Origin of the sequence: Acinetobacter sp. TSRC1-2 (genome assembly GCF_049895885.1) — a bacterium.
GTDB lineage: Bacteria > Pseudomonadota > Gammaproteobacteria > Pseudomonadales > Moraxellaceae > Acinetobacter.
The window spans coordinates 139,556-165,320 of the sequence record NZ_JAFCTF010000002.1 but is presented as its reverse complement, the minus strand read 5'-3'; the positions used below and the strand labels follow the sequence as shown (position 1 = coordinate 165,320).

The following is a 25,765-nucleotide window of genomic DNA, read 5'->3' as shown; positions in this document are numbered from 1 at the left end:
GAAACTGTTATTCATTTTTATTCCTTTAAACTTAAGGCGCTGGTCCAATTAATATCAGACTTCTTGGACGCTCTACATATCCTTCCCGTCCATCTGGAATAATTTCCATGAGATCAATTTGTGTTGGCGTGATATTCACCACACGACCATGATTCACACCCATGTAACTACCACGTTGTACGCGCTCTATTTCGCCATCTGGTGTTTGAATTAATGCCAAGATCTGCCCAGCCTGGCTACGCATACTTCCCTTCATATTCAAGGATTCAATGGCATAGCTTTCTAAAGGTTTCAACTGGCGTGACAAATTAGGATAGACACGCTTGCCTGCCATCACCCTCAGTTCAGCAGCAAGTGAGCTCGGTAAAAATGGACTTTTCAGTTGATGCGCTGCATAGTCAAATGTGGGTACAGGTGGAAAAACCGGTGCCGGCTCAATAGGTAATGGCGGTTGATTACGAATACTCGCCATCTGCTCATTGACCGCATCAATACGAGAATCACACCCCACCAATAACAAACCCACTAGTAGGCTTAAAGTCATTTTTTCTATTTTCATTACTGTGCCCCCCCAGCTGTAGCAGTTGCATTAGCATCTGCTGCTTGAGTATCCGTAGCACCGATATAACGATAGGTTTTGGCTTTAACGTTATAGGTAATTTGAGGAATATCGGTTTTCTTCTCTTTATTTTCCGTACCTGTAATATCAAAATCATGCAAAGTCACAATACGCGGAAGTGCTGCAATACCACTAACGAAAGAACCAAAGGCATGATAGTCACCGGTTGCTTCAATAGAAATAGGCTGTTCAATAAAGAACTCTTGCTTAATTTCATTTTCTAAACGAATATTTTTAAATTTCAGACCAGAATTCACGCCACTGACGTTGATATCTTCAACCAATCCTGGAATTTCAGTTTCTTTAGGTAATTGTTCAAGCTGCTGATTAAAATTCGCTTCCATTTCTTGTAACTGCGCTTGCAACTGTTGCAAATTACGGAGCTTTGAATCTTTTTCACGAAATTCATTCAGTAAATTTTGCTCTTGAGCACTGGCATTGGAAATTGCTTCTATTTGACCTTTAATCATCGCAAAATAACCCATAAGACCAATCATCATCACAATTAAAATCCAGCAAGTGATTTTAACGGATAATGGCCAGCTCCCATAATTATTCATATCCAAAGTATTGAACTGCTGAAGAAACTTATCCAACGTCATCTTCTTTTTAGGAGTAACAACACCTTCGTTTGGGTTTAATTCATCAAATTCATCGAGACTCATTGTGCTGCCCCCACTGTTGAATTAGCTGTATTTTGTGATGCTTCGGGCGTAGTAGGTTGTGCAATTTCATCCAGGTCAGCAGTAATGACGAATGCACCATAACCTTCTTCAACACGTGGAACCACTGAACTAGGTGCCTTATCTTTTTGCTCTTCAACAGCTAAAAAAGAATTCATAAATGCATTTCTATACCAAGCTGATGCTTCTAAATTACGCAAGAACTCTGCAACCGTGTTCGGACTTTCAGCTTTACCTTCAATGGTAAACTTATCCCCTGTACGAACAAATTTCGTAATGTACAGATTACTTGGCGTAACGCGTGCCATTTCATCAATGAGGCGAACCGCAATCGGGCGTTGCCCTTGCAAACCTTGAATCAACTTCATGCGCTCAATAATGGCATCTCGTTGAGCTTCTAAGCCTTCCAAGGATTTCAGTTGCACATCAAGATTTTGATTGGTACTTGTAATCAGCTGATTGGCTTGCTCTTGATCCTCAAGTTTATGATCGTAGTAAAACCATGCCAATGCGACCGCTAAAGCCCCGATTAATGCCATCCCAATACAAATGGTAATAAATTCTTTTTTTCTTTTCTCTCTTAGCTCATCACGCCAAGGGAGCAGGTTAATTCTCGCCATTAACAAAACTCCTCAATGCCAGACCACATGCCACCATGAGTGAGGGAGCATCATTCTCTATCTTTTTAATATCAATTTGTGGAGAAAAGCCCATTTGTAAAAATGGGTTGGCAATAGTCACACGATAACCCAGCTTTTGTTGAAGTAGCTTCGCGAGTCCAGGAATATTGGCATTACCGCCTGCCAATAAAATATGATCGATCTCGTTAAATTGTGAAGATGAGAAAAAGAACTGTAATGATCTGGCTGCCTGTTGAACCACTGCTTCTAAATAAGGTTCTAAAACCTCGATATCATAATCATCAGGCAATGAACGACTTTTCTTGGCACGGCCGGCTTCTTCAAAAGACAAACCATAGCGATTTTGAATTTCTTGAGTGAGTTGTTTCCCACCAAATACCTGCTCACGCGTATAAATCACTTTATTATTTTGCATGACCGATAAGGTGGTCATGGTATGGCCAATATCTAAAATACCGACTGTATTGACACCCATAGGTAAAGTATCGGAAAACACTTGATATGCATTTTCGATAGCAAAGCTTTCAACATCAGCAATTTTTGGTGTCAAGTTGGCAAGTTCCAATACTTCTGAACGTGCTTCAACATTTTCAATACGAGTAGCCACCAAAAGTACATTCACCCGATTCGGGTTTGCCAAACGTTCCGACAACACCTCAAAATCAAGACTCGCTTCATCTAAGGGGAAAGGAATATATTGCTCTGCATCCATACGAATCTGAACTTCTCGTTCGTCATCCGTCATATCCGCATCCATCTCAATCGTTTTGGTAATGACCATTGAAGTTGGAATTGCCAGGGCTGCAACTGTAGATTGGGTATTTGCTAGATTAAGTGCTCGCTCTAACGCATCCCCCACGGCCTCTGGATTCAATATATTTTTTTCGACAACACTACCTTCAGGCAAAGGCACCAACGCATAGCTTTCAACCCAATACCTATTACCGCTTTTAACAGAAAGTTCTAACAATTTAACAGAAGTAGAACTAATATCTACTCCAATTAACCCCTTATTTGGCTTACGATATAACCTGAGCACAATATAATTCCTATTATTTTTTTATCCCCAATAAAAGTAACCTACTAATTGGGGTTGGTCTATAATTTTATACAGATACAATAACGCATCTAACAATCTGTATGTGTAAAGGCTATACTGACCGCCAATTAGTTTGCCATTAGCTCTTATTAAAACTTACTTGTTATGAAAAAGCTATCTCGTTCGGGACATGTTCATCCATTTTTTTTGATCATAATTATAACCTTGGTCGCAATTCCGATGGGATTCTATGGCATGTATCTCTATATTGCCCCATCTTTACCTAAAATGACCACTTTAAAAAAGGCGCCGTTATTAAAGCCCTTGCAGGTATATAGTGCTGATAATGAGCTTATTGCAGAGTATGGCGGCAAGTTATCTGTCCCTGTAGAATACAAACAAATTCCTAAACCATTTATCTCTGCCTTTCTGGCAGCAGAAGATTCCTCTTTTTTTGAACATAGCGGTATTAGTTTTAAAAGCTTAGGACGAGCGGTAAGTGAAACCATCACAGGATCAAATGTCCAAACGGGTGGTTCAACCATCACCATGCAAGTGGCAAAAAATTATTATTTAAGTCCTGAACGGACACTGAAACGCAAACTGACTGAAATTTTTCTGGCTCGCAAAATAGAACAAAACTTAACTAAAGAAGAAATTCTAACCCTCTATGTAAATAAAATTTTCTTAGGAAAAAATGCCTACGGTATTGCTGCTGCAGCGAAAATCTATTACAACAAGAGCTTGGACCAGCTGAGTATTGCCCAAATGGCGATGATTTCTGGTCTACCCAAAGCACCATCTAAATATAATCCTGTGGTTAACCCAACACGTGCCTTGGAACGTCGTAACTGGATTCTTGGACGTATGCTGCAATTGGGTTATATCAATCAGTCACAATATCAAAGAGCAATTGCTGAACCCGTTAATCTAGATATGCCTGATCGTGGCATTAACAACAAATATCCGTATGTCGGGGAAATGGTTCGTTCTGAACTGGTTGAAAAATTTGGCGAACAAGCCATTGATTCTGGTTATAAAGTTTATACAACTGTCGACAGTAAGCGCCAAGCTTATGCAGAGCAGGCGGTGCAAGAAGGTTTAGAAGCTTACGATCGTCGACATGGTTGGCGCGGTGCTGAAGCAAACGACAAACCACTTACTGAATTCAGCGCTTATGCAAATACTTATCCAGCGAAAGTTATTAAAGTAAATAGCAATTCTTTTGATGCAATGATGCAAGATGGCTCTACCGTGACCGTGCCTTGGTCAGGCATGTCATGGACTTCTCCTTATAGAAATGCCAACAGTGTCGGTCCTGCTCCACGTCAAGCTTCTCAAATTGTTAAAGTTAAAGATATTATTCGATTACGTCCTAACGATAATAAGACCTCATGGGCGCTGGTTCAAATTCCTAAAGTTCAGGGTCAACTGATTGCAATCAATCCAAATAACGGTGCAATTGAAGCGATTGTTGGTGGATATAATTTTTATCAATCTAAATTCAATCGTGCGCTACAAGGCTGGCGCCAGCCTGGTTCAATCATTAAGCCGTTTGTTTATGCTTTGGCATTCGAACGTGGTATGACGCCTTATAGCATGGTCAATGACAGCCCGATTACGATTGGCAAATGGTCACCGAGGAACTCGGATGGGCGTTATCTAGGGATGATTCCTTTACGTCGTGCTTTATATTTATCTCGAAATACTGTTTCTGTTCGACTGTTACAAACTGTGGGAATTGAACGTACACGCCAGTTATTCATGGATTTTGGCCTGCAGGAAAATCAAATTCCGCGCAACTACACCATTGCTTTAGGCACACCTCAAGTGCTCCCAATTCAAATGGCAACGGGTTATGCCACCTTTGCCAATGGGGGTTACCGTATTCAACCACATTTTATTGACCGCATTGAAGATGCTTATGGCAAAGTGATTTATCAAAGCAATCCAGAATATGCATGTATTGCATGTATCAATCAAAAAGAAGAGACTGAATCAGCTGAACCAGTGACCCCAGATGACGAAGTGATTGAAGTCACCAATCAAACCCTGCAAGCAGAAAAAGAACTGGCGCAACTGCAACTAGATGCATCAAAAAGTAAATATCGCCAAGCACAGCGCATTCTAAAATCCAGCTCTGCGTATGACATGGCCAACATTCTGCGTGATGTGATTCAACAGGGTACCGGTCGTGCGGCGCTTAAAATTGGTCGTGGCGATATTGGTGGTAAAACAGGAACCACCAATGATGCTAAAGATGCCTGGTTTGCTGGATTCAATGGCAAGCTTGTTACTGTAACATGGGTGGGTTTTGACCAACCCACTACCCTCGGTCGTCGTGAATATGGTGGTGTAGCCGCTTTACCTATTTGGACCAATTTTATGGGTGATGCTTTGCAAGGCACCCCAGCAGCATGGGTTCATTTCGATAAAAATGCCAAAGCACCAACCAACCGTACCCAGACTGTAACTATTGGTGAACCGGTTAGAGAGGATCGCTCTTCCCCACCATTGGCTCGCCCATTGTACCGTCCAGCGCCTGTTGCCCCAACAAGCGCACCTGAACGTGACTTTGATGATTTACCTGGAGAAGAAATACAAGCTCCAGAAAATACCCCACAAAAACCAACCAACAATAATAGACCGGATGCAATTGAACAGCTTCTTGATGTATTCGAATAAAGCAATAATAAAGCCCTCAGATGAGGGCTTTATTATTTGGCTTATTTCTTTTTAAATAAATAAATCTGGAACTGTCCTTTTAACTCAAAGTGTTCGTTCTGCTCTAAGGCCTGACGACGCTCAGGTTTCGATTTATAAGCATAAGGGGTCATGGCAATCAGGTTTTTCAAGTCCGTTTGCTGTACGGTAAAAGGCGCATCAATCACACTTTGATCTACCAATTCAAAGACATCTGCCAATTGATCAACGAACTTATGCGGTTCATGTGGATTGACTTCTTCAAACAATGCCTCACGCATCGCATATAAGTGTTCAGTCGCCGGGGTCACGACCATTAAATATGCATTCGGCTTAAGCACTCGCAATATTTCTTGTTTTGGAATAGGACTAAACAAACTGCTACATAAGTCAATTGAAGCATCCAAAACAGGTAAGGTTGCACCCGTTCCCACTACCCAGGTCACATTTTTATTTAGCTTGGCTGCAACCTGAACTGCATTTTTAGCAATATCTACTCCTATACACTGCAACACTTCAGCTTGCATGGCATTGGTGTAATAGCCTTCGCCACAGCCAATATCAAGCAGGTTCTCAATGCGTAAGTCACGAATTTTTTCGACTACAGCCTGTTGCAATGGCGCATAGAAACCGGCACTTAGAAATGCACGGCGCGCTTGTACTGACTCCACAGTATCACCTGGGTTTTTACTGTGTTTATGCTGTACCACATGCAAGTTGACATAACCCTGTTTTGACACGTCATAACTGTGGTTATTGATACAGCGCCATGTTTTCTCGGTCAGCTTGAGGGCTTCACGGCAGACAGGACATATCAGCAGATTCATATTTTTCTCCAGTGCCTAAAATCAGGCGATAAAAAAGCCGGCAGATGTGGGAGCAAATGCCGGCTTTTCGAATATTTGCTTAACGCAATTTTAAAGTCATTAAGCCTAAAACCACCAGCATAATTGTGATAATCCAGAAACGAATCACCACCTGAGTTTCACGCCAGCCTTTTTTCTCATAATGATGATGCAGCGGCGCCATCAGGAATACACGTTTGTTACGCATACGCAGTGATCCAATTTGCAGGAATACCGAAATGGCTTCGACCACAAACACACCGCCCATAATTGCAAAGACGATTTCCTGGCGAACCATCACAGCAATTGTACCCAGCATTGCACCCAAAGATAATGCACCGACATCACCCATAAATACTTGTGCAGGATGCGCGTTATACCAAAGAAAGGCCAAGCCCGCACCAATCATTGCAGCGCAGATTACCACCAATTCAGATGAATATTTCACATATGGCATATGCAGGTAATTGGCAAAACGAACATCACCCGCAAGGTAGGCAAATACTCCTAAACCCGCGGCAACCAAGACGATAGGCATAATTGCCAAACCATCCAGACCGTCAGTTAGGTTAACTGCATTGGATGCACCATTAATCACCAAATAAGTAAAGATAATAAAACCAATACCCAGTGGAATGGCTGAAAAAGGAATACTGATGTTTTTAAAGAATGGGATCAGCAGATCCAGCATATTCGCAGTATGCACAGGATTCGCCTGTTGCGTCGCAATCACATACAACGCAATACCTGCACCTAACGATCCCACTGAGGTCCAGAAGAATTTTTTCTTTGCAGGCAAGCCAGCATTGTCTTTATAACGGACTTTAATCCAGTCATCTGCCCAGCCAACGGCACCAAAGATTACCATCACGCCAAGCACAATCCAGACATAAGGATTGGATAAATCAGCCCAAAGCAATGTGGATATCCCAATCGAGAGCAGGATCAAAATCCCGCCCATAGTGGGTGTGCCCATTTTCTTGGCATGACCTTCAGGAGCAAACGAACTGACTGCTTGGCCATATTTGAGTGCTTGTAGCTTGCGGATCATCACTGGACCTAAGACCAGTCCAATAGTCAATGCGGTTAAGACACTGAGCAACGCACGTAATGTTAAATAACGAACCACCTGAAACGAGCTGTTATAACCCGCAAGTTGTTCAAATAACCATAACAGCATTAAATTTTCTCCATCAAATCAGCCATCAATGTTTCCATGTGGGTATAACGAGAACCTTTGAACAGGAAACTCATGGATTGAGGTTGATGTGTTTCAATTAAACTGAGTAAGAAAGGCAAAGCTTGTTCCTGGGTCAGGAAAGCCTGCATTTTTTTACCATATTGGGTACTACGTGCCCCTTCTTGTGTAGCCGGTGCAAACTCACCCACTGCCACCACAAAATTGACGCCTGTCGCAACCAGATCTCGGCCCAACATATAATGTTGTTGTGCCGCACTTGCACCTAATTCGCCAATATCGCCAATCACCATCACTTTTACCCCCTCTTGCTGAGCAAGCACTTCAGCTGCTGCACGCATCGAGGTCGGATTGGCATTGTAGGTATCATCAATGAACAAATGGTTTTTAGCTGCAATAAAATTCAAGCGACCTTTGGCACCAATCGCCTGTTCCAAACCCATCACAATATCATCTAGAGGCACACCAATTGCGAGTGCGAAAGCGGTCGCAGCAGTGGCGTTTTGGACATTATGCTCACCGGCAAACGGCAGGTTTACCTGACGTACACCATTCGGTGTATTTAAACTAAAACTGGATGATTGCGGATGCAATTCAATTTCCGTTGCAAAAACATCACCATTTTCGCCAAAACTTAATACTTGTTCGGTTTGTACGGCTTGACGGATCGTATCGGTAAAATCATCTGCAGCCGGTACAATCGAGGTACCGGTTTTGGCGATATGGGCATAAATTTCAGATTTAGCCCGACAGATACCATCGCGTCCACCAAATTCACCCAAATGCGCCGTACCAATGTTAAGGATTCCGGCAACATGCGGTTGCACCAGATTTGAGGTGTAATCAATTTCACCTTGATGACTCGCACCCAGCTCCATCACGGCATACTGATGTTCAGCACGCAGCTCTAACAGCATCACCGGCACACCCAAATCATTATTTAAGTTACCGCGAGTAATCAAGGTGGGTGCCAAGCGCGATAAAATACTACCAAGCATTTCTTTGGTGGTAGTTTTACCGCTACTGCCAGTCAGCGCAATTACTTTCAATTGTGAATTTTGCGCGCGGCGATAAGCGCCTAAATGACCGAGGGCCAAACGCGTATCTTCAACCACGAGTTGACAAATGTCCGCATCGACCGGATGACTGACAATGGCAATTTCACAACCCTTGGCGGCGACTTGAGCAATAAAATCATGTGCATCAAAACGTTCGCCTTGCAGCGCTAAAAAAGCATCGGCTTTTTCAGCATCACGGGAATCCGTCAAAATCCGTTTAATGTTGCCTTGAGGCACTTTCTCATTCAACCAGTAACCTTGAGTGGCCTCAGTAAGCTGTGCAGCTGTCCACGGCTCCAAAGGCACTGTACTGGTAGTCGATGTATGCATTTTTGTTTCCTATTGAGCCGGATAAGCTGAAGCTGTAGTGTGATGTTGGCTAGCAATTGCCGATTGCACTTCAATCACATCATCAAACCAATGACGTACCCCATCAATTTCTTGATAGTTTTCATGACCTTTACCGGCAATAACCACAATATCGCCTGCTTGTGCTTTTTGCACGGCAAATTTAATTGCTTCACGGCGGTCATGAATTTCATACACAGTATGAACTGAAAAATTGATCCCCGCTTTCATGTCAGCAAAGATTTGTTTTGGATCTTCAGTACGTGGATTATCTGAGGTAATCAACGCAATATCTGCACCATTGAGTGCCGCTTGCGTCATCAGTGGACGCTTGCCACGATCGCGATCACCGCCACAACCAAACACAGCCCACAATTGATTCGATACATGACGTTTTAAAGTTTTGAGCACCTGAATTAAGGCATCCGGTGTATGTGCATAATCCACCACAAATAACCGGTCTGCATCACGGATCACCTGCATACGACCCGGTGCACCTTTCAATTGTCCAACTGTTGAAATTAGTGTGGCAAGATCAAAGCCGGCTTGCTCTGCAGTCACTAAACTTGCCACCAGGTTTTCTACATTAAAATGACCCAGTAACGGACTCTGCACATCAAACTTACCTTGCTGGGTAATCAGTTTAAAGTCTGCACCATTTAAACTGTATTGAATATCTTCAACCTGATAATCCGCAGTTTGCGTGGTTGAATACGTCAGAATTTTCGGTTGTGCAGGATTAGCTTTTGCCGCATCAATCATGATTTTGGCATATTCATCATCAATATTGATAATCGCGACTTTTAAAGTCGGAAATTTGAATAAGCATGACTTGGCTTCAGCATACGCTTCAAGCGTACCGTGATAATCCAGATGATCACGGCTTAAATTACTGTAGGCTGCAATTTCAATATCGCATCCATTCAAACGACCTTGTTCCAGACCATGTGAACTGGCTTCAATCGCGGCGAATTCAGCGCCAGTTTGAGCATAGCCATGCAAGGCATTTTGTAGATGTAAGGCATCTAATGTGGTATGCGAAGACGCTTCCAGATTCGGCAGAATTCCGTTACCCGTAGTCCCCATCACTGCACATTTTTTACCTTGCAACATCAATAATTCAGCAACAAGTCTTGAAATGGTAGTTTTACCATTGGTTCCTGTCACTGCAAGAATTCGTGCTGCGGGTACTGACTGAGTCGCTTGCAGATATTGTTTTTGCCACTGTCCCATCAGATGACGGACATTCGGCACCATGAGACTATTTTCCAACCCTAAATCCGCTTCACTGATCACAGCCAAGGCACCATTTGCCAAAGCCGACTGGGCAAACTGCAAGGTTTTTTCAGGTTGGGAAAAACTATTCAGGGCAATAAAAATTTGCCCTGGCTCAACTTTACGACTATCTAAACCAAAGCCACTGAATGGCTTAGTCATCCATCCAGTGATTTCTGCGGCAGTGTAAAGATCTTGAAATGTAAGGGACATTCATCACCTGTTACTGGATTTTGGGAGTATCTAAAGGTTTATCTAAAGGTACGTTCATTAAACGTAGCGATTCTTGCATTACGCGTGCAAATACAGGGGCAGATACCGTACCACCATAGTAAGAGCCTTGAGGATTTTCCACCACGACAATCATGGCTAAACGCGGATCACTCACTGGTGCGACACCGGCAAATAAAGCACGATATTCACTGGTTGAATAGCCTTTGCGGTCAGCACGGAGCTTATGGGCAGTACCTGTTTTACCGGCCACACGATAACCCGGAATAGTGGCGCGTGTAGCAGTTCCGCCTGGCAATGTCGCTGTTTCCATCATCAACAGCACTTGATCGGCAATTTTTGCATCAACGATTTGCTCACCCTTCGGTGGCTGTTCCAATTTATATAAACTTAAAGGAACCTTGACGCCTTTATTGGCAAGCATGGCATAGGCATCCGCAATTTGCAGCACTGTCGCATTTAAGCCATAACCATAAGCCATGGTGCCCACTTCAGAGACATTCCATTTGCTTGGTGGCAAGATTAAACCTCCACTTTCACCCGGGAATTTCACTGCTGAACGCTGCCCCATTCCTACACGCTTATAAAAGGTCGGCAAGGTGGCATAAGGCAAGGACAATGCAAGTTTCGCAACACCGACGTTAGATGATTTCTGGATGATGCCACCCAAAGTCAGTGCACCATAGTTATGCGTATCACGAATGGTATGGTTACCAATGCGCATACTGCCCGGTGAAGTATTCACTACTGAATTTGCAGTGTATTTACCACTTTCCAGAGCCATAGCGACCGTCAAGGGTTTCATGGTTGAACCCGGTTCAAATGAATCCACTGCCCCACGGTTACGCATGGCATCTTTATTGCCTAAACTTTTTTTATCATTCGGGTTGTAAGAGGGCCAACTGGTCATTGCCAGAATTTCACCTGTTTTGATATCCACTGCTATGGCAGTGGCTGAACGGGCGTTATTGGCTACACCAGCCGCGGTCAATTCACGGTACATAATATATTGCAGACGTGAATCAATACTTAAGGTGATATTTTCCCCAGCTTCAACTTCTTTAATCACTTCCGGATCTTTAAAACGGTTGCCTTTTTTATCACGTACGATCTGCTGTTCACCATCATGACCGGATAAAACAGTATTTAGCTGCATTTCCAGACCTTCAATCCCAGTGCCTTCGCTATTGGTTAGGCCAATAATTTGTGCATTCGGCTGCGGTTGAGGATAGTAACGCTTATAGTTTTTCTCGGTATAAACCGCTTGGAACTCGCGTTTGGCGATCAGTTCAGCTTGCTGCGGTGGAATTTCTTTTTGCAGAACCAAATAGCGTGAACGTGGTTTCTCGTTCATTTTCTTTTTTAACTCGGCACGATCAATGCCAACCGCATCCGCAAGTTCGTCCAGGTTTAAGTTTTTATCCGGTAATTGACGTTTTAACTTGCGGTTATTTGGATCTTTAGCCAGTTCAGCAGTAATCTCATCAAACTGTTTTTTAGTTTCGAAATAGTCACGCGGATCAATGACCACTTTCATGACCGGTGTACTAATGGCCAAGGGCACACCATGACGATCATAAATCACGCCACGCATCGCCTTGACTTTTTCAGTTCTTAAAATATTGGCATTGGCTTTGTTTTGTAAAAAGTCTTTGTTGATGACCTGCACGTAAAATGCACGACCCACTAAAGCTAAAAAGCAGAGTAAAACTACACTCCACATCAGATAAAAACGCCACATATCCACGCTAAGGGTATTTTTATCACTAATAGACTGCTGCTTTTTACGCACTTGCTTGTTTCTCTTGTCCACCATATTACAGCTAGCCTTATTTTTTATCTTCTGAAGTCATTGGTAAAGAAATTACAACCGTCTGCGCTGCAGGTGGGGAGTACATTCGCAACTGAGTCACAGCACGTGTGCCAATTTGCGCTGTTGCACCAAAGGTTTGCTGCTCAATGAGCAAACGCCCCCACTCTGCATTCAGGTCATCCCTTTCCCGATTAAAGGCACTTAGTTCACGGTAATCATGACGGTATTCAAAAACTTGAAAAACCACCATAATTGCACTAAAAAAGACCAATACCAGTAAAACGACATAACTGATGGTTTTTTTCATCGCCAATTTTTCTGTTTTCTTTTCAATAACTTCAGTTTTCATTATTCGCCTTTCGAAGCTAATCGTTCTGCAACTCTAAGCCATGCACTACGTGAACGAAAATTAGCTTTAATCTCTTCTTCACTGGCACGTACACGGGAAATTTTCTTTAACCGACGGGTGTCTTCCCGTTCTTGTGGCATACCCCAACTGGTATCTTCCGCTAACGTCGATTCTTTTTGAATAAATTGTTTAATTAAACGGTCTTCTAGCGAGTGGAAACTAATCACAGCTAAACGTCCCCCTGTTTTTAGCACATCCACCGCTTGCGGCAAGAAAGCTTCAATATCTTCTAATTCTTTATTAATGGCAATACGGATGCCCTGAAAAGTTCGGGTTGCCGCATGTTTATTTTTTTCCCATTTCGGATGGGCAACTTTTACAATTTCAGCCAGTTGTGCAGTTGTTTCAATATAGCCAGCAGCTTTAATGGCTTTGGCAATACGACGACTATAACGTTCTTCCCCATATTGAAAAATAATATTGGCCAAGGCTTCCTCTTCGATATTTACCAGCCATTCAGCTGCAGTCGGACCTTTTGAATTATCCATACGCATATCGAGTGGTCCATCTTTCATAAAACTAAAACCACGTTCAGCCTGATCGAGTTGCGGAGATGACACCCCTAAATCTGCCATCACGCCATCAACCAAACCAATGCCACGCGCTTCAAGCTCATGTTTTAAATCTGCAAAACTGGCATGAATAATTTTAAAACGTGAATCTTCCTGTTCTAATAATGCCGCAGTTTCTAAAGCTTGTGGATCTTTATCAAACCCATATACACGTGCATTTTCATCTAACTTAGAAAGCAATAAACGGGTATGACCACCTCGACCAAAGGTACCATCGACATAAATTCCTGTATTTCGATCTGCCAATAAGGCATCAACAGTTTCGTGAAGTAATACAGAAATATGCGACATAAGGGTTCAATCAATACTATGAAAAATGTAACTGCACATTATTACCTTGTTTTGATAAAGCTCCAAACGACTTTTTGTAGGGAAATATTACTTTTCATAGAGAAAACCGTTTTTAGATTTATTCAACTCAGGTTTAGCTCATATTTGATCCGCATTGAGATCATTTTAAAAATATATCTTGTCGGAAATAAAAAAGCCTCCAATGCAGGAGGCTTTTTAAATCACAAATCATTCATTTATTTACGTGTGTTATAAATCTGATCGAAGGTTGCCCCATTCACAAAGTGAGTTTTTTGTGCTTGAGCCCAGCCACCAAACACTTCATCAATGGTGAAGGTTTTAAGTTTAGGAAATTGTGCAGAGTATTTAGCTAATACTTCCGGGTTACGTGGCCGGTAGAAATATTTTGCTGCCATGTCTTGACCCAATGGCGAATACAAGTAGTTGATATAGCCTTTGGCTAACCACTTGTTGCCATCTTTTTCGACATTTTTATCCACGATCGCCACTGAAGGTTCAGTCAAAATTGACATAGACGGATAGATAATGTCGAACTTGTTTTTACCCAGGGTCTTTTGAGTCACGAGGGCTTCATTTTCCCAAGTCAGTAACACATCACCAATGCCACGTTCAGCAAAAGTCGTCATTGACGCACGTGCAGCAGAATCCATCACTTTTACGTTGTGGTACATTTTACCGACAAAGTCTTTGGCTGTAGCATCAGTACCACCCGGTTGTTTAAGTGCATACCCCCAAGCGGATAAATAAACCCAACGTGGTAAACCGCCTGTTTTAGGATTTGGGGTAATAATTTGTACGCCCGGTTTAGTTAAATCAGACCAGTCCTTAATATGCTTGGGATTGCCTTTACGCACCATAAATACGATGGTAGAGGTATAAGGTGCAGAGTTATGAGGGAACTCTTTTTGCCAACCTGGCTGGATTTGTCCTGATTTTACAATTTCTTCAATATCGTTGGCTAACGCCAGAGTAACCACATCAGCTTTTAAACCATCCACGACTGAACGCGCTTGTTTACCTGAACCACCGTGCGACTGTTTAAAATTTACAGTACGACCGGTACGTTCTTTCCAGTAAGCACCAAAGGATTTATTGAATTCATCGTAAAATTCACGCGTTGCATCATAGGAGACGTTTAAAAATTCACGATCTGCTGCCTGAGCAGTCGTTGCAGTAAAAGCAATGCCGGTTGCCAGCAATGCCACACTGAATAACGCTTTAAATTGAGTTTTCATCACAGTACAGACAAGTTATCTTCATTACTGCTAAATATATGAAATAAAATCATAAATCGCAATTCATACATACAATTTTATACTTAAAAAAACACGCTGCTATTTGTTATAATTGATTGTTTTATTTACAAATAATTAAATAAAGGCCTTTATCACAATTAAATGCCTTGTTATGCTTTTCTTATGCAAGAAACGAATATGTTCTAATATTCGTTTCTTTTCATTCACCTAAATAACAACTTACCCAATTACTTTTTTTCAGCATAAATTTGGTCGAAAATTGCACCATTCACAAAGTGGGTTTTCTGTGCTTTTGTCCAGCCACCAAACACATCACCGATGGTAAACAGTTTAATTTTTGGAAATTGTGCCGCATATTTTGCTGCAACTTGTGAATTACGTGGCCGGAAGAAATATTGTGCTGCCAAATCCTGTCCCTTGGGTGAATATAAATAGTTCAAATAACCTTTGGCTAAATTGCGGTTGCCATCTTTATCCACGTTTTTATCGACAATTGCCACCGAAGGCTCTGCCAAAATTGAAATGGATGGATAAATAATCTGGTATTTATCTTTACCCAAACCTTGAGTCGCTAATAAAGCTTCATTTTCCCAAGACAACAACACATCACCAATCCCACGTTCTGCAAAAGTGGTTAAAGAACCGCGTGCCCCCGAATCCAGTACTTTCACATTTTGATAAAGTTTTTCACCCGCTCTTTGGCTTTGGCATCGTTACCACCCGGTTGTTTCAGTGCATAGCCCCAAGCTGAAAGATAAATCCAACGTGGTGCGCCACCGGTTTTCGGATTTGGCGTGATAATTTCTACGCCCGGTTTGGTTAAGTCAGACCAGTCTTTAATATGCTTGGGATTACCTTTACGCACCAAGAACACCACGGTTGAGGTATAGGGTGCCGAATTATTGGGGAACTGTTTTTGCCAGTTTTTATTAATTAGACCTGCATTAACAATTTCTTCAATATCATTGGCTAAGGCCAAAGTCACCACATCGGCTTGTAAACCATCAATCACTGAACGTGCTTGTTTACCCGAGCCGCCATGAGATTGTTTGAAATTCACTTCTTGTCCAGTACGCTGTTTCCAGAACTCACCAAAGGCCTGATTATATTCTTGGTAAAATTCGCGCGTCGGATCATAAGAAACATTGAGAAAATCTTTTGCAGCGAAGCTATGTGAAGTCATTCCTCCTAACACTGCAAGGATTGTAGATGCTATTATTTTTTTCATGGCTTTAAACTCGTACTGAATGATTAAAAGCACTATATAAAGCTAAAATACTTTTAACAATCATACAATTATATTGTTTTATTGATTAAAAATCAGTTTTATGGATATCGACTAAAATGCTTTTCTATGCATTTTTATGACTAAAATACTCACAAACAGGTATAAATCTTCATCTTTCGTATCAATCTCCATGCTATCTCCATAGTTATTTGATACAAAGTGGCTACATTGAATGAGTTTCTTATCAATTTGTAATAAAGTGTGACCTAGTTCTACTTTTGTATTTTTTTATGTGTTTAAATGGTATCACTAGAATAGAAAAATAATACCTACTAGCGAAGTCCAGCACCAGAAAGGGGGATGTGGAAATGAAATATACACCGGTTATAACAGCATTGAGTTTAACGCTGACTTTAGGTTTGATGGCTCAAATTGGAAACGCGGCTGCGATTAAAGCTACAGATACCAAAATCAGTCTTTCACCTGAAAAATCTTCACTGATTGAAAAAGCATTGCAGCAACAAAAGCAAGGCTCGCAAACTTTTCGTAACGACAATGATTTAAAAGTCCTTACTGAAATTAAAGTTGCACCTACACAAAGCTTTTTTGCTTCTCAAAATCAAAAATTTACTCGTTTTGTACAAGTGTTTTTCCCACAGAATAACTCTTAATTCGATCCCGAACTTCCTGCCCCTTTAAGAAGTTTAAATTAAGCCTAATCATTTCAATGTTGAATTTAACATTAAGTGATTAGGCTTTTTCGTTATAATACTTTTCATTCACATTCTGAAAAATATTGATTATGACTGTTCGTACTCGTATTGCCCCTTCTCCTACAGGCTTTCCACATGTAGGCACTGCATACATTGCCTTGTTCAACTTATGTTTTGCCAAACAGCATGGGGGGGAATTTATTCTTCGTATTGAAGACACCGATCAGCTTCGTTCTACCCCTGAATCTGAAAAAATGATTTTAGATTCATTGCGTTGGTTGGGTTTGAATTGGTCAGAAGGTCCCGATGTGGGTGGTCCTCATGCACCATATCGTCAATCTGAACGTATGGACATCTATAAAAAATATGCTTTAGAACTTGTTGAAAAGGGTCATGCATTTTACTGCTTCGCAACGAGCGAAGAACTAGATCAAATGCGCGCTGAACAGCAAGCTCGCGGTGAAAGCCCGCGTTACGACGGTCGTGGTTTACTTTTGTCTGAAGATGAAGTGCAACGTCGTTTAGCTGCAGGCGAAGCCCACGTAATTCGCATGAAAGTGCCAGCTGAAGGTAGCTGTAAATTTGACGATATGCTTCGTGGCGAAGTGGAAATTCCATGGGCTCAAGTCGATATGCAAATTTTGCTTAAAACTGATGGCTTGCCAACTTACCATTTGGCCAATGTAGTCGATGACCATTTAATGCAAATTACCCACGTGATTCGTGGGGAAGAGTGGATTCCATCTGCGCCTAAACACCAATTATTGTACCAATACTTTGGCTGGGATATGCCTGTACTTTGCCATATGCCATTGTTACGTAATCCTGATAAATCAAAATTATCGAAGCGTAAAAACCCAACTTCAATCAATTACTACAAAGATATCGGTGTACTTCCAGAAGCGTTGTTGAACTATTTAGGCCGTATGGGCTGGTCAATGCCAGATGAAAGTGAAAAATTCACTTTGACTGAAATGATTGAACATTTCGACATTAAGCGTGTATCTCTCGGCGGTCCAATTTTTGATGTCGAAAAACTCAACTGGCTCAACGGTCAATGGATTAAAGCCCTGACTCCTGCTGAATTGTTAAATACACTTTTGGCTTGGAAATCAGATCGTAAGACTTTGGAAGATATTGCTGCTGCGATTCAACCGCGAATCAACTTATTGTCAGAAGCGGTGAACTGGGCCGGTTTCTACTTCAACCAGTTCCCACAACTGTCAAAAGAACAGTTTGAAAGCAAAAAACTGTCTGAAGAACAAGTGCGTCAGAGCCTGCAATTCGCGATTTGGCGTTTAGAAAGCTTATTTACCTGGAATAACGACACTGTTAGTCAAACCCTAATGGACTTAGCAAATCAGATGGAAGTAAAACTTCGTGATTTCATGCCTACCTTCTTTATTGCCATTGCCGGTTCGACCAGTTCAACTCCTGTCATGCAGTCCATGGTGACGATTGGTCCCGATTTAACTTTTGCCCGTTTACGTTATGCACTTGAAATTGTGGGCGGTCCGAGCAAAAAAGAAGCAAAAGTTTGGGAAAAACTCAATGAAAGCTTAAAATTGCCGAAAAATGACCCAGTTGATGAAGCATAAGTGATTTTATAGTTGACGTGTAGATGCAATATCCCTAATATTGCGTCCACACAGACTGGGGTCATAGCTCAGTTGGTAGAGCGCTACAATGGCATTGTAGAGGTCAGGAGTTCGATCCTCCTTGACTCCACCATCTCATGTTTTACCTGTGTTGCCTCGATAAGTCCCTATCGTCTAGAGGCCTAGGACATCGCCCTTTCACGGCGGTAACCGGGGTTCGAATCCCCGTAGGGACGCCAAATTCAAAAAAGCCACTGATCTATTCAGTGGCTTTTTTATTGTCTAAATTTTTATTCACGATATTTTATCAGCGGTATTTTTGCATTCCGTGACATTCAGATTAGAATAACGCATAGATTAAAATTCTGGAGTTGTAATGCAATACCGTTGCCCAAAATGCCAAAGCCCTAAAATTATGCCGGTCGCACAATCCGGCGGACCTGCGGTACGACCAGTGGTACCTAAAAGCTTAGTCTTGTTAATTCCTGCTGTTTTCATCTTATTGCTGTTGGTTTTAATTAGTATTGCAATGTGGATTTTTGGTGATGGTGCAGGAACAACCCTCCAATCAGCAACTGTGGTGGTATTTGTGCTGTGTCTGATTGCAGGCTTTATGTTTTACCGTGACCTACCTGACTTTAAAATTTCAATGCAAGGCTTTATGCAGTCTCAAAAGAAATGGAAATGTCGTGAGTGCAACCACGAGTGGGAAATTTAAAATAAAATTCGTTTCACATCAGCCCCATGCTCAGTCCCGGTGCTGATGTGAATCTTCATCATGATGATGCGAATGTTTTTGTTGATGATCGTCCGGATGAGAATGTGAATGCGCAAGGCATGCATCCTCTTCAATCTGTAGCGTCATTTCAGTAATGCCATGAATATGGCTTAACATTTCCAGCGCTTGCTGATACAACGCGTTACGATCTGCCTGTGGCGCATATAAATGTACGGTCAGATGCACATTTTTCGAAGTAATTGCCCAAACCTTAAGTTGATGAATACTTTCGACATCTTTTAAATTCAAAAGATCATTACGTAATTTTTCAATATCAATTTCTTCAGGTACGCCTTCAAGCAGAATATTAATACTCTGCTTCAATAAGAGCCATGTTCTAGGCAACACCCAAAACCCGATCAGTACTGCAATCAAGGTATCGACCCAAACCCAGTGAGTGAAATAAATAATAACGGCCCCAATAAACACGCCTACAGAACCCAAAGCATCACTCAAAACTTCTAGGTACGCCCCTTTTACATTCAGACTTTCTTGGCTGCTTGAAAATAGAATTTTCATCGAAATCAAATTAATGACCAGACCAATAATCGCGACAATCATCATTCCCACACTTTGAATTTCAGGCGGGTTTGAAAAACGTTGGTAAGCTTCATACAAAATATACATCGCAACCACAAATAGCATAGATGCATTGAATAAGGCGGCTAAAATTTCAAAGCGCTGATAGCCAAAAGTACGTTTATCATCAGCAGGAAGTTTGCCTATTTTTATGGCAACAAGTGCTATGGCAAGCGCAGCAGCATCAGTAAACATATGAGCCGCATCGGAGAGTAAAGCCAAACTTTGTGTAATAAAACCTGCTACCACTTCTACAATTAAAAACGTGGTGGTCAGCAGCAAGGCAAAGGTTAATTTCTTGGCGTTATTTTCAGTCACAACCGCATGACTATGATCATGCCTATGGTGGTTGCCCATGCTAAGGCTCCTTATTATTTTTAGATAATTTAATTCATTCCCTCTGTTTTAACATCACCTTAAAATTAACTTAAATTTTATAGAATGACTAAAATATTTATATATTTTATAAGCCAATAATTACAAATTATTCATTGGAAAAATACATAAAATTAGATACCTTAAATGAATAGATGTTATTTTATGCATGAATAATGCAAGGAGGTATTGTATGTTTTTATATATCCTCAAAAGTTTTATAAAGCAAATAGTTGCATATACATATTCTCATAAATTGGTGAACCCTAATCACGTATATGAGTTAACCCCAACCCATTACTTCGAAAAAAATCCTTCAAAACCTTCGCATTCAACTTCACTTGAAGATGACCGTGATGCACGTAATGCAATCTGGAACTTTTTAAGTTCAGCACTGAAAGGTCAGAGTGAAGCACAATTCCAATTAGGCTTATGTTATCTTCATGGACAATTAGGCTTAGATAAAAACTATACACATGCAGAAGAATGGCTAAAAAAAGCCGCTAAGCAAGGTCATCATGAAGCACAAATCACCTTAGAAAAAGCATATGGCCAAATAGTATTTTCATAACGGTTTATTGCATAAAAAACCAGCCCTGAGGCTGGTTTTTTAATTATATAAAAACAATCAACTAAACGCCGATTTTTTTGTATTTAGAACGCTTCTGTACAGCAGCATCACCCAAACGTGACTGGCGATATGCTTCATATTCTGCATAGTTACCTGCATAGAATTCAGGCTGTTCATTTTCAAATGACAAGATATGCGTTGCAATACGGTCGAGGAACCAACGGTCATGCGACACCACCATTACCGTACCTGGGAATACAAGAATTGCATCCTCAAGTGCACGTAACGTTTCGATATCCAAGTCGTTTGATGGTTCATCCAGCAAAATCACGTTTGCGCCTTGTTGCAAGACTTTTGCAAGTTGCAGACGGTTACGTTCACCACCAGACAAGCTGCCAACACGTTTTTGCTGATCTTGGCCTTTAAAGTTGAAACGACCGATATAAGCACGTGATGCAATTTCGTAATCGCCTACTTTCAAGATATCGAGACCACCAGAAATTTCTTCCCAAACGGTTTTATTGTCATCCAAAGTATCACGCAGCTGACCCACGTAAGACACTTTAACGGATTCACCCAGTGTTACTGTACCAGTATCGGGTTGTTGCTCGCCGGTCATCATACGGAACAGTGTGGTTTTACCTGCACCGTTAGGACCCACAATACCCACAATAGCAGTCGGTGGCACAGTGAAGGTTAAGTTCTCATAGAGCAAACGACCATCAAATGATTTACTGATCCCTTCAACATCTACAACCTTGTTACCTAGGCGTGGACCAGGTGGAATATAGATTTCAGAAGTTTCGTTACGTTGCTGGAATTCTTTAGAGTTAAGCTCTTCAAAACGTTCCATACGCGCTTTGTTTTTCTTTTGCTGACCTTTAGCATTTGAACGAACCCATTCAAGTTCTTTTTTCAATGCTTTAGCAAAAGATTCTTCCTGTTTATTCTCTTGTTCTAAGCGGGCATTTTTCTGTTCCAACCAAGAAGAATAGTTGCCTTGGTAAGGAATACCATGTCCACGGTCAAGCTCCAGAATCCACTCGGCAACGTTATCCAAGAAATAACGGTCATGCGTAATCGCAACGATTGTACCGGCGAAGTCTTTCAAGAAACGTTCTAACCAAGAGACAGATTCTGCATCCAAATGGTTGGTCGGTTCATCAAGAAGCAACATGTCAGGCTTAGAAAGTAATAAACGACACAATGCAACACGGCGGCGTTCACCACCTGAAAGCAAGTTTACGTCTGCATCCCAAGCTGGAAGGTTCAGTGCTGCTGCAGCCTGATCCATTTGGTTAGTCAGGTTATGCGCATCCCAAGAATGGATAATTGCTTCCAACTTCTCTTGTTCTTTTGCAAGTGCATCGAAGTCAGCATCTTCTGCTGCATATTCAGCAAATACTTCATCCAGACGCGCCAAGGCATCTAGGGGTTCACGTAAACCATCTTCAACGTTACCACGAACGTCTTTATTTGGATCTAATGGTGGTTCCTGCTCAAGATAACCGATTTTAATACCCGGTTGAGCACGTGCTTCACCTGAGAAATCTTTATCTACGCCCGCCATAATACGAAGCAAGGTAGATTTACCTGCACCGTTTAAACCAAGCACACCAATTTTTGCGCCTGGGAAAAATGATAAAGAGATGTCTTTCAGGATTTCGCGCTTAGGCGGAACCATCTTTGACACACGGTTCATCGTGTAAATATATTGGGCCACGTAGGACTCCTCTATAGAAAAAACCACATTCGCATAACCATAATATTATGCGAACAAATAATAGCGGGCATTATACGATGAAAGTGCCGAAAAAATAAGGCATAGCTCGCATCTTCAATAGAATGTTACAACTCAGGTCGCGTTTATTTTTTAAACATATTACCCAAACTTAAACTGGTTCAAGCTGAATTGAAAAATCATCATTGATATGAATATTTAAGATAACAATTTCATTTAAATAGCACTTTGATTCATATATAGAAATGCTAAACTCGATCAATATTTAACTCACGAAGATGATGTAAACATGACCTATAAAGACGAAACGCTGGCCATTCATGCGGGATATAGTCCAGATCCAACCACAAAAGCAGTGGCAGTACCGATTTATCAAACCACATCTTATGCCTTTGATAATACGCAACATGGGGCCGATTTATTTGATTTAAAGGTTCAGGGCAATATCTACACCCGGATTATGAACCCGACCACAGCTGTACTGGAGCAACGTCTAACTGCGCTTGAAGGTGGTATTGGTGCATTAGCATTGGCATCCGGCATGTCAGCCATTACCTATTCTATTCAGACCATTGCTGAAGCCGGTGACAATATTGCCTCTGTTTCCACTTTATATGGTGGCACTTACAACTTATTTGCACACACTTTGCCAAAACAAGGCATTGAAGTACGTTTTTTTGATTATCAAAATCCTGAAGCGCTGCGTGGTCTGATTGATGACAAAACCAAGCTGGTGTTTGTGGAATCGATTGGCAATCCACTGGGCAATATTATCGACCTGGAAGCGATTTCGAAAATTGCGCATGAATATGGCGTACCCGTCATTGTCGACAACACGGTTGCCACCCCTGCTCTACTCAAACCTTTTGAACATGGTGCCGATATTGTGGTGCACTCACTGACCAAATATATTGGCGGTCACGGTAACTCAATTGGCGGTGCCATTGTGGATAGTGGCAAATTCCCTTGGGGCAAATATCCTGAACGTTTCAAAGTGCTGAATACACCTGATCCGAGTTATCACGGTGTGAACTATGTGGAAGCTTTAGGTGAAGCGGCTTATATTGCGCGTGCACGTGTGGTGCCACTACGCAATACAGGTGCTGCCATTAGTCCTCTCAGTGTCTTTCTCATCTTGCAAGGTTTAGAAACGCTAAATTTACGTATGGAACGACATACTGAAAATGCGCAAAAAGTGGCGGAATATTTACAGCAGCATCCAAAAGTAAAATGGGTCAATTATGCTGGCTTAAAAGATCATCCACAGCATGCTTTGGCGCAAAAATACGTGAAAGGTAAACCATCTGCGATTCTGTCTTTTGGGGTACAGGATGGGCTTGAAGGTGGAACTCGATTTATCGATGCATTGCAACTCTTTACCCGTCTGGTGAATATTGGGGATGCAAAAAGTCTCGCTTGCCACCCTGCCACGACCACCCATCGCCAGCTCAATGAGGAAGAATTGAAATCAGCGGGTGTCAGCACTGACATGGTTCGCTTGTCGGTTGGGATCGAACATATTGATGATTTAATTGATGATTTAGAACAGGCGCTTGCTCAAGTTTAATTTTTTATAATCTACTTTAGACTGAACCTTCTTCCTCGATGAGAAGAAGGTTTTTATTTATTAAATGGTTTTTGCTTATTTCTCTTTGCTTTTTTTTAAATTCATGGTAAAAATTAAGTTATAAGAAGAATAAAAATAGAGCAATTACTCTAATTATATTTGTAAATTCAACAACTTATTTATAGATTTTTTTTTAACATTGGTTATCATAACCTACACGAGAAGAGCTCAATTCCCCAATATTTTGAGTCAAATAATCAACTAGAAAAAACATAAGCTAGCATTTTGTTCTATTTAAATTAGGAAAAACAGCGTGAATTCAAGACTAGAGAAACTTTTTCGCAACCGCGTCAACGGCAAAGTGGTTTTAATTACAGGTGCATCCAGTGGTATTGGCTTAACTGCTGCACATAAACTTGCCGATGCAGGCGCACATGTTTTATTGGTGGCCCGTACCAAAGACACATTAGATCAAGTTAAACAAGAAATTGAAGCAAAAGGTGGACAGGCCTCAGTGTTTCCATGTGATTTAAATAACATGGAATCGATTGATGAAGTCTCTAAACAAATTTTAGATTCTGTCGATCATATTGATATTTTAATTAATAATGCGGGACGTTCTATTCGTCGTGCAGTACACGAATCATCCGATCGTTTTCATGATTTTGAACGTACAATGCAACTGAATTACTTCGGTGCCATCCGTTTAGTAATGAATATCTTGCCGCAGATGATGATGCGCCGTGATGGTCATATCATTAACATCAGCTCGATTGGTGTATTGGCCAATGCAACACGTTTTTCAGCTTATGTCGCATCTAAAGCTGCACTGGATGCGTTTAGCCGCTGTCTGTCTGCCGAAGTTCATTCGCATAAAATTGCGATTACTTCAGTTTACATGCCGTTGGTACGCACACCGATGATTGCGCCAACCAAAATTTATAAATATGTACCTACTCTTTCTCCTGAACAGGCGGCAGATCTAATTGCTTATGCCATTGTGAAGCGTCCGAAGAAAGTGGCGACTCACTTAGGTCGTTTGGCTTCTATCACCTACTCTATTGCGCCAGACATCAATAACAAATTGATGTCTATTGGTTATAACCTGTTTCCAAGCTCTTCAGCTTCGGTAGGTCAACCACAGAAATTGAATTGGGTGCAAAAAGCGTATGCTCGTTTGTTCCCGGGTGAACATTGGTAAGATCTTTTCATAAAATATTTTCAAATGAAGGCCAGTCATGAGACTGGCTTTTTTATGTTATAAACACGCATCATTTTTTGCTTTTAGATTTTTTATGCGGATTGCTGCTGTTATTTTTCAATATGCATGTTGTGCTTTTGCCCTGTTCCTTTGTTACCAAATAGTAACTTCTATCTATCAACAAGATTATCAATTGATGGATATAGTCAGTGATGTCGGTAGTATTTTAATTTGTATCGATCTGGCTATATTTCTGCATTTCAATAAGTCGATGGCATCGATAAAAATGAAAGGTGCATCTCAACAGTCACCAGTAGAAGTTTCAACATTAGAAAAAGTGAGCCGTAAATTGGGGCATTTGGGCATTATGCTGATTATCTGTAGCTGGATTGTGCCAAAGCTTGTATAAAAA

22 protein-coding genes, 2 tRNA genes and 1 pseudogene are annotated in these 25,765 nt (G+C 41.3%); 10 read left to right on the top strand and 15 right to left on the bottom strand.

The annotated features are described in order from the left end of the window. Positions 1-31: 31 nt before the first annotated feature. The 4 genes from ACP69Y_RS03780 to ACP69Y_RS03765 are packed head-to-tail and all read right to left on the bottom strand — an operon-like array spanning position 32 to position 2,982. Positions 32-559 (bottom strand): pilus assembly protein PilP, encoded by a 528-nt coding sequence (locus ACP69Y_RS03780; protein WP_425916330.1) that lies wholly within the window; start codon positions 557-559, stop codon positions 32-34. After that, entirely contained in the window at positions 559-1,284 is a 726-nt protein-coding gene (locus ACP69Y_RS03775) for a type 4a pilus biogenesis protein PilO (RefSeq protein WP_425916328.1), read from the bottom strand. Before ACP69Y_RS03775 ends, ACP69Y_RS03780 begins: the two co-directional genes overlap by 1 nt. After that, entirely contained in the window at positions 1,281-1,922 is a 642-nt protein-coding gene (locus ACP69Y_RS03770) for a PilN domain-containing protein (RefSeq protein WP_425916326.1), read from the bottom strand. Before ACP69Y_RS03770 ends, ACP69Y_RS03775 begins: the two co-directional genes overlap by 4 nt. After that, a complete protein-coding gene (locus ACP69Y_RS03765) occupies positions 1,909-2,982 on the bottom strand; it encodes a pilus assembly protein PilM (RefSeq protein ID WP_425916324.1) in 1,074 nt (357 codons plus the stop codon). Before ACP69Y_RS03765 ends, ACP69Y_RS03770 begins: the two co-directional genes overlap by 14 nt. Positions 2,983-3,147: 165 nt before the next feature. Between ACP69Y_RS03765 and ponA the strand changes: the two genes are divergently transcribed. Continuing rightward, positions 3,148-5,667: a penicillin-binding protein PBP1a gene (gene ponA / locus ACP69Y_RS03760; protein ID WP_425916322.1), complete on the top strand. Its 2,520-nt coding sequence runs from the start codon at positions 3,148-3,150 to the stop codon at positions 5,665-5,667. A 41-nt stretch (positions 5,668-5,708) separates the two neighbouring features. Here the strand turns inward: ponA and ACP69Y_RS03755 are convergent, their stop codons facing one another. The 9 genes and pseudogenes from ACP69Y_RS03755 to ACP69Y_RS03715 form a co-directional block, all read right to left on the bottom strand. After that, positions 5,709-6,512, bottom strand: a complete 804-nt coding sequence (locus ACP69Y_RS03755; RefSeq protein WP_425916320.1) for a putative RNA methyltransferase — start codon at positions 6,510-6,512, stop codon at positions 5,709-5,711. A gap of 79 nt (positions 6,513-6,591) precedes the next feature. Beyond that, the gene (gene mraY, locus ACP69Y_RS03750; protein WP_425916318.1) at positions 6,592-7,710 is read right to left on the bottom strand and encodes a phospho-N-acetylmuramoyl-pentapeptide-transferase; all 1,119 of its coding nucleotides are present in this window, start codon (positions 7,708-7,710) and stop codon (positions 6,592-6,594) included. Beyond that, entirely contained in the window at positions 7,710-9,116 is a 1,407-nt protein-coding gene (locus ACP69Y_RS03745) for a UDP-N-acetylmuramoyl-tripeptide--D-alanyl-D-alanine ligase (RefSeq protein WP_425916316.1), read from the bottom strand. Before ACP69Y_RS03745 ends, mraY begins: the two co-directional genes overlap by 1 nt. A gap of 9 nt (positions 9,117-9,125) precedes the next feature. Further along, a complete protein-coding gene (locus ACP69Y_RS03740) occupies positions 9,126-10,622 on the bottom strand; it encodes a UDP-N-acetylmuramoyl-L-alanyl-D-glutamate--2,6-diaminopimelate ligase (RefSeq protein WP_425916314.1) in 1,497 nt (498 codons plus the stop codon). A 10-nt stretch (positions 10,623-10,632) separates the two neighbouring features. After that, positions 10,633-12,456 (bottom strand): penicillin-binding protein PBP3, encoded by a 1,824-nt coding sequence (gene ftsI / locus ACP69Y_RS03735; RefSeq protein ID WP_425916312.1) that lies wholly within the window; start codon positions 12,454-12,456, stop codon positions 10,633-10,635. 13 nt (positions 12,457-12,469) lie between these two features. Continuing rightward, a complete protein-coding gene (ftsL, locus tag ACP69Y_RS03730; RefSeq protein ID WP_425916310.1) occupies positions 12,470-12,802 on the bottom strand; it encodes a cell division protein FtsL in 333 nt (110 codons plus the stop codon). Further along, positions 12,802-13,725, bottom strand: coding sequence for a 16S rRNA (cytosine(1402)-N(4))-methyltransferase RsmH (gene rsmH / locus ACP69Y_RS03725; RefSeq protein ID WP_425916308.1), 924 nt, complete (start codon positions 13,723-13,725; stop codon positions 12,802-12,804). Before rsmH ends, ftsL begins: the two co-directional genes overlap by 1 nt. 236 nt (positions 13,726-13,961) lie before the next feature. Continuing rightward, positions 13,962-14,981, bottom strand: coding sequence for a sulfate ABC transporter substrate-binding protein (locus ACP69Y_RS03720; protein WP_425916306.1), 1,020 nt, complete (start codon positions 14,979-14,981; stop codon positions 13,962-13,964). A gap of 248 nt (positions 14,982-15,229) precedes the next feature. Next, a pseudogene (locus tag ACP69Y_RS03715) lies at positions 15,230-16,230 on the bottom strand (sulfate ABC transporter substrate-binding protein). Between the two features lie 368 nt (positions 16,231-16,598). Between ACP69Y_RS03715 and ACP69Y_RS03710 the strand changes: the two are divergent. The 5 genes from ACP69Y_RS03710 to ACP69Y_RS03690 all read left to right on the top strand — a co-directional run bounded on the left by ACP69Y_RS03710 (position 16,599) and on the right by ACP69Y_RS03690 (position 19,259). Next, positions 16,599-16,901, top strand: coding sequence for a hypothetical protein (locus ACP69Y_RS03710; RefSeq protein WP_425916304.1), 303 nt, complete (start codon positions 16,599-16,601; stop codon positions 16,899-16,901). Positions 16,902-17,032: 131 nt separating this feature from the next. Further along, entirely contained in the window at positions 17,033-18,541 is a 1,509-nt protein-coding gene (gene gltX / locus ACP69Y_RS03705) for a glutamate--tRNA ligase (RefSeq protein WP_425916302.1), read from the top strand. Between the two features lie 57 nt (positions 18,542-18,598). Continuing rightward, positions 18,599-18,674: transfer RNA gene (locus tag ACP69Y_RS03700), tRNA-Ala, on the top strand. A gap of 30 nt (positions 18,675-18,704) precedes the next feature. Beyond that, positions 18,705-18,780 (top strand) — tRNA-Glu (locus tag ACP69Y_RS03695). A gap of 137 nt (positions 18,781-18,917) precedes the next feature. Next, positions 18,918-19,259 (top strand): hypothetical protein, encoded by a 342-nt coding sequence (locus ACP69Y_RS03690; protein WP_131268439.1) that lies wholly within the window; start codon positions 18,918-18,920, stop codon positions 19,257-19,259. A gap of 30 nt (positions 19,260-19,289) precedes the next feature. Here the strand turns inward: ACP69Y_RS03690 and ACP69Y_RS03685 are convergent, their stop codons facing one another. After that, the gene (locus ACP69Y_RS03685) at positions 19,290-20,255 is read right to left on the bottom strand and encodes a cation diffusion facilitator family transporter (protein ID WP_425916300.1); all 966 of its coding nucleotides are present in this window, start codon (positions 20,253-20,255) and stop codon (positions 19,290-19,292) included. A 211-nt stretch (positions 20,256-20,466) separates the two neighbouring features. Here ACP69Y_RS03685 and ACP69Y_RS03680 point away from each other — a divergent pair, with 211 nt between their 5' ends. After that, positions 20,467-20,844 (top strand): tetratricopeptide repeat protein, encoded by a 378-nt coding sequence (locus ACP69Y_RS03680; RefSeq protein WP_425916298.1) that lies wholly within the window; start codon positions 20,467-20,469, stop codon positions 20,842-20,844. Between the two features lie 61 nt (positions 20,845-20,905). On the opposite strand, the gene ettA is transcribed toward ACP69Y_RS03680, so the two are convergent. After that, the gene (gene ettA / locus ACP69Y_RS03675; RefSeq protein ID WP_425916296.1) at positions 20,906-22,567 is read right to left on the bottom strand and encodes an energy-dependent translational throttle protein EttA; all 1,662 of its coding nucleotides are present in this window, start codon (positions 22,565-22,567) and stop codon (positions 20,906-20,908) included. Positions 22,568-22,874: 307 nt separating this feature from the next. Here ettA and ACP69Y_RS03670 point away from each other — a divergent pair, with 307 nt between their 5' ends. From ACP69Y_RS03670 to ACP69Y_RS03660, 3 genes are all read left to right on the top strand, one after another. Beyond that, a complete protein-coding gene (locus ACP69Y_RS03670; protein WP_425916294.1) occupies positions 22,875-24,152 on the top strand; it encodes an O-acetylhomoserine aminocarboxypropyltransferase/cysteine synthase family protein in 1,278 nt (425 codons plus the stop codon). Between the two features lie 313 nt (positions 24,153-24,465). Beyond that, positions 24,466-25,353 (top strand): SDR family NAD(P)-dependent oxidoreductase, encoded by an 888-nt coding sequence (locus ACP69Y_RS03665; RefSeq protein WP_425916292.1) that lies wholly within the window; start codon positions 24,466-24,468, stop codon positions 25,351-25,353. Positions 25,354-25,447: 94 nt separating this feature from the next. Next, a complete protein-coding gene (locus ACP69Y_RS03660) occupies positions 25,448-25,762 on the top strand; it encodes a hypothetical protein (protein WP_425916290.1) in 315 nt (104 codons plus the stop codon). The last annotated feature ends 3 nt before the right edge of the window (positions 25,763-25,765 follow it).

What these genes read in the sequence shown, in the direction of transcription:
- ACP69Y_RS03780 (WP_425916330.1), bottom strand. Translation starts at nt 559, where the DNA reads ATGAAAATAGAAAAAATGACTTTAAGCCTACTAGTGGGTTTGTTATTG.
- ACP69Y_RS03775 (WP_425916328.1), bottom strand. Translation starts at nt 1,284, where the DNA reads ATGAGTCTCGATGAATTTGATGAATTAAACCCAAACGAAGGTGTTGTT.
- ACP69Y_RS03770 (WP_425916326.1), bottom strand. Translation starts at nt 1,922, where the DNA reads ATGGCGAGAATTAACCTGCTCCCTTGGCGTGATGAGCTAAGAGAGAAA.
- ponA (WP_425916322.1), top strand. Translation starts at nt 3,148, where the DNA reads ATGAAAAAGCTATCTCGTTCGGGACATGTTCATCCATTTTTTTTGATC.
- ACP69Y_RS03755 (WP_425916320.1), bottom strand. Translation starts at nt 6,512, where the DNA reads ATGAATCTGCTGATATGTCCTGTCTGCCGTGAAGCCCTCAAGCTGACC.
- mraY (WP_425916318.1), bottom strand. Translation starts at nt 7,710, where the DNA reads ATGCTGTTATGGTTATTTGAACAACTTGCGGGTTATAACAGCTCGTTT.
- ACP69Y_RS03745 (WP_425916316.1), bottom strand. Translation starts at nt 9,116, where the DNA reads ATGCATACATCGACTACCAGTACAGTGCCTTTGGAGCCGTGGACAGCT.
- ACP69Y_RS03740 (WP_425916314.1), bottom strand. Translation starts at nt 10,622, where the DNA reads ATGTCCCTTACATTTCAAGATCTTTACACTGCCGCAGAAATCACTGGA.
- ftsI (WP_425916312.1), bottom strand. Translation starts at nt 12,456, where the DNA reads ATGGTGGACAAGAGAAACAAGCAAGTGCGTAAAAAGCAGCAGTCTATT.
- ftsL (WP_425916310.1), bottom strand. Translation starts at nt 12,802, where the DNA reads ATGAAAACTGAAGTTATTGAAAAGAAAACAGAAAAATTGGCGATGAAA.
- rsmH (WP_425916308.1), bottom strand. Translation starts at nt 13,725, where the DNA reads ATGTCGCATATTTCTGTATTACTTCACGAAACTGTTGATGCCTTATTG.
- ACP69Y_RS03720 (WP_425916306.1), bottom strand. Translation starts at nt 14,981, where the DNA reads ATGAAAACTCAATTTAAAGCGTTATTCAGTGTGGCATTGCTGGCAACC.
- ACP69Y_RS03710 (WP_425916304.1), top strand. Translation starts at nt 16,599, where the DNA reads ATGAAATATACACCGGTTATAACAGCATTGAGTTTAACGCTGACTTTA.
- gltX (WP_425916302.1), top strand. Translation starts at nt 17,033, where the DNA reads ATGACTGTTCGTACTCGTATTGCCCCTTCTCCTACAGGCTTTCCACAT.
- ACP69Y_RS03690 (WP_131268439.1), top strand. Translation starts at nt 18,918, where the DNA reads ATGCAATACCGTTGCCCAAAATGCCAAAGCCCTAAAATTATGCCGGTC.
- ACP69Y_RS03685 (WP_425916300.1), bottom strand. Translation starts at nt 20,255, where the DNA reads ATGGGCAACCACCATAGGCATGATCATAGTCATGCGGTTGTGACTGAA.
- ACP69Y_RS03680 (WP_425916298.1), top strand. Translation starts at nt 20,467, where the DNA reads ATGTTTTTATATATCCTCAAAAGTTTTATAAAGCAAATAGTTGCATAT.
- ACP69Y_RS03670 (WP_425916294.1), top strand. Translation starts at nt 22,875, where the DNA reads ATGACCTATAAAGACGAAACGCTGGCCATTCATGCGGGATATAGTCCA.
- ACP69Y_RS03660 (WP_425916290.1), top strand. Translation starts at nt 25,448, where the DNA reads ATGCGGATTGCTGCTGTTATTTTTCAATATGCATGTTGTGCTTTTGCC.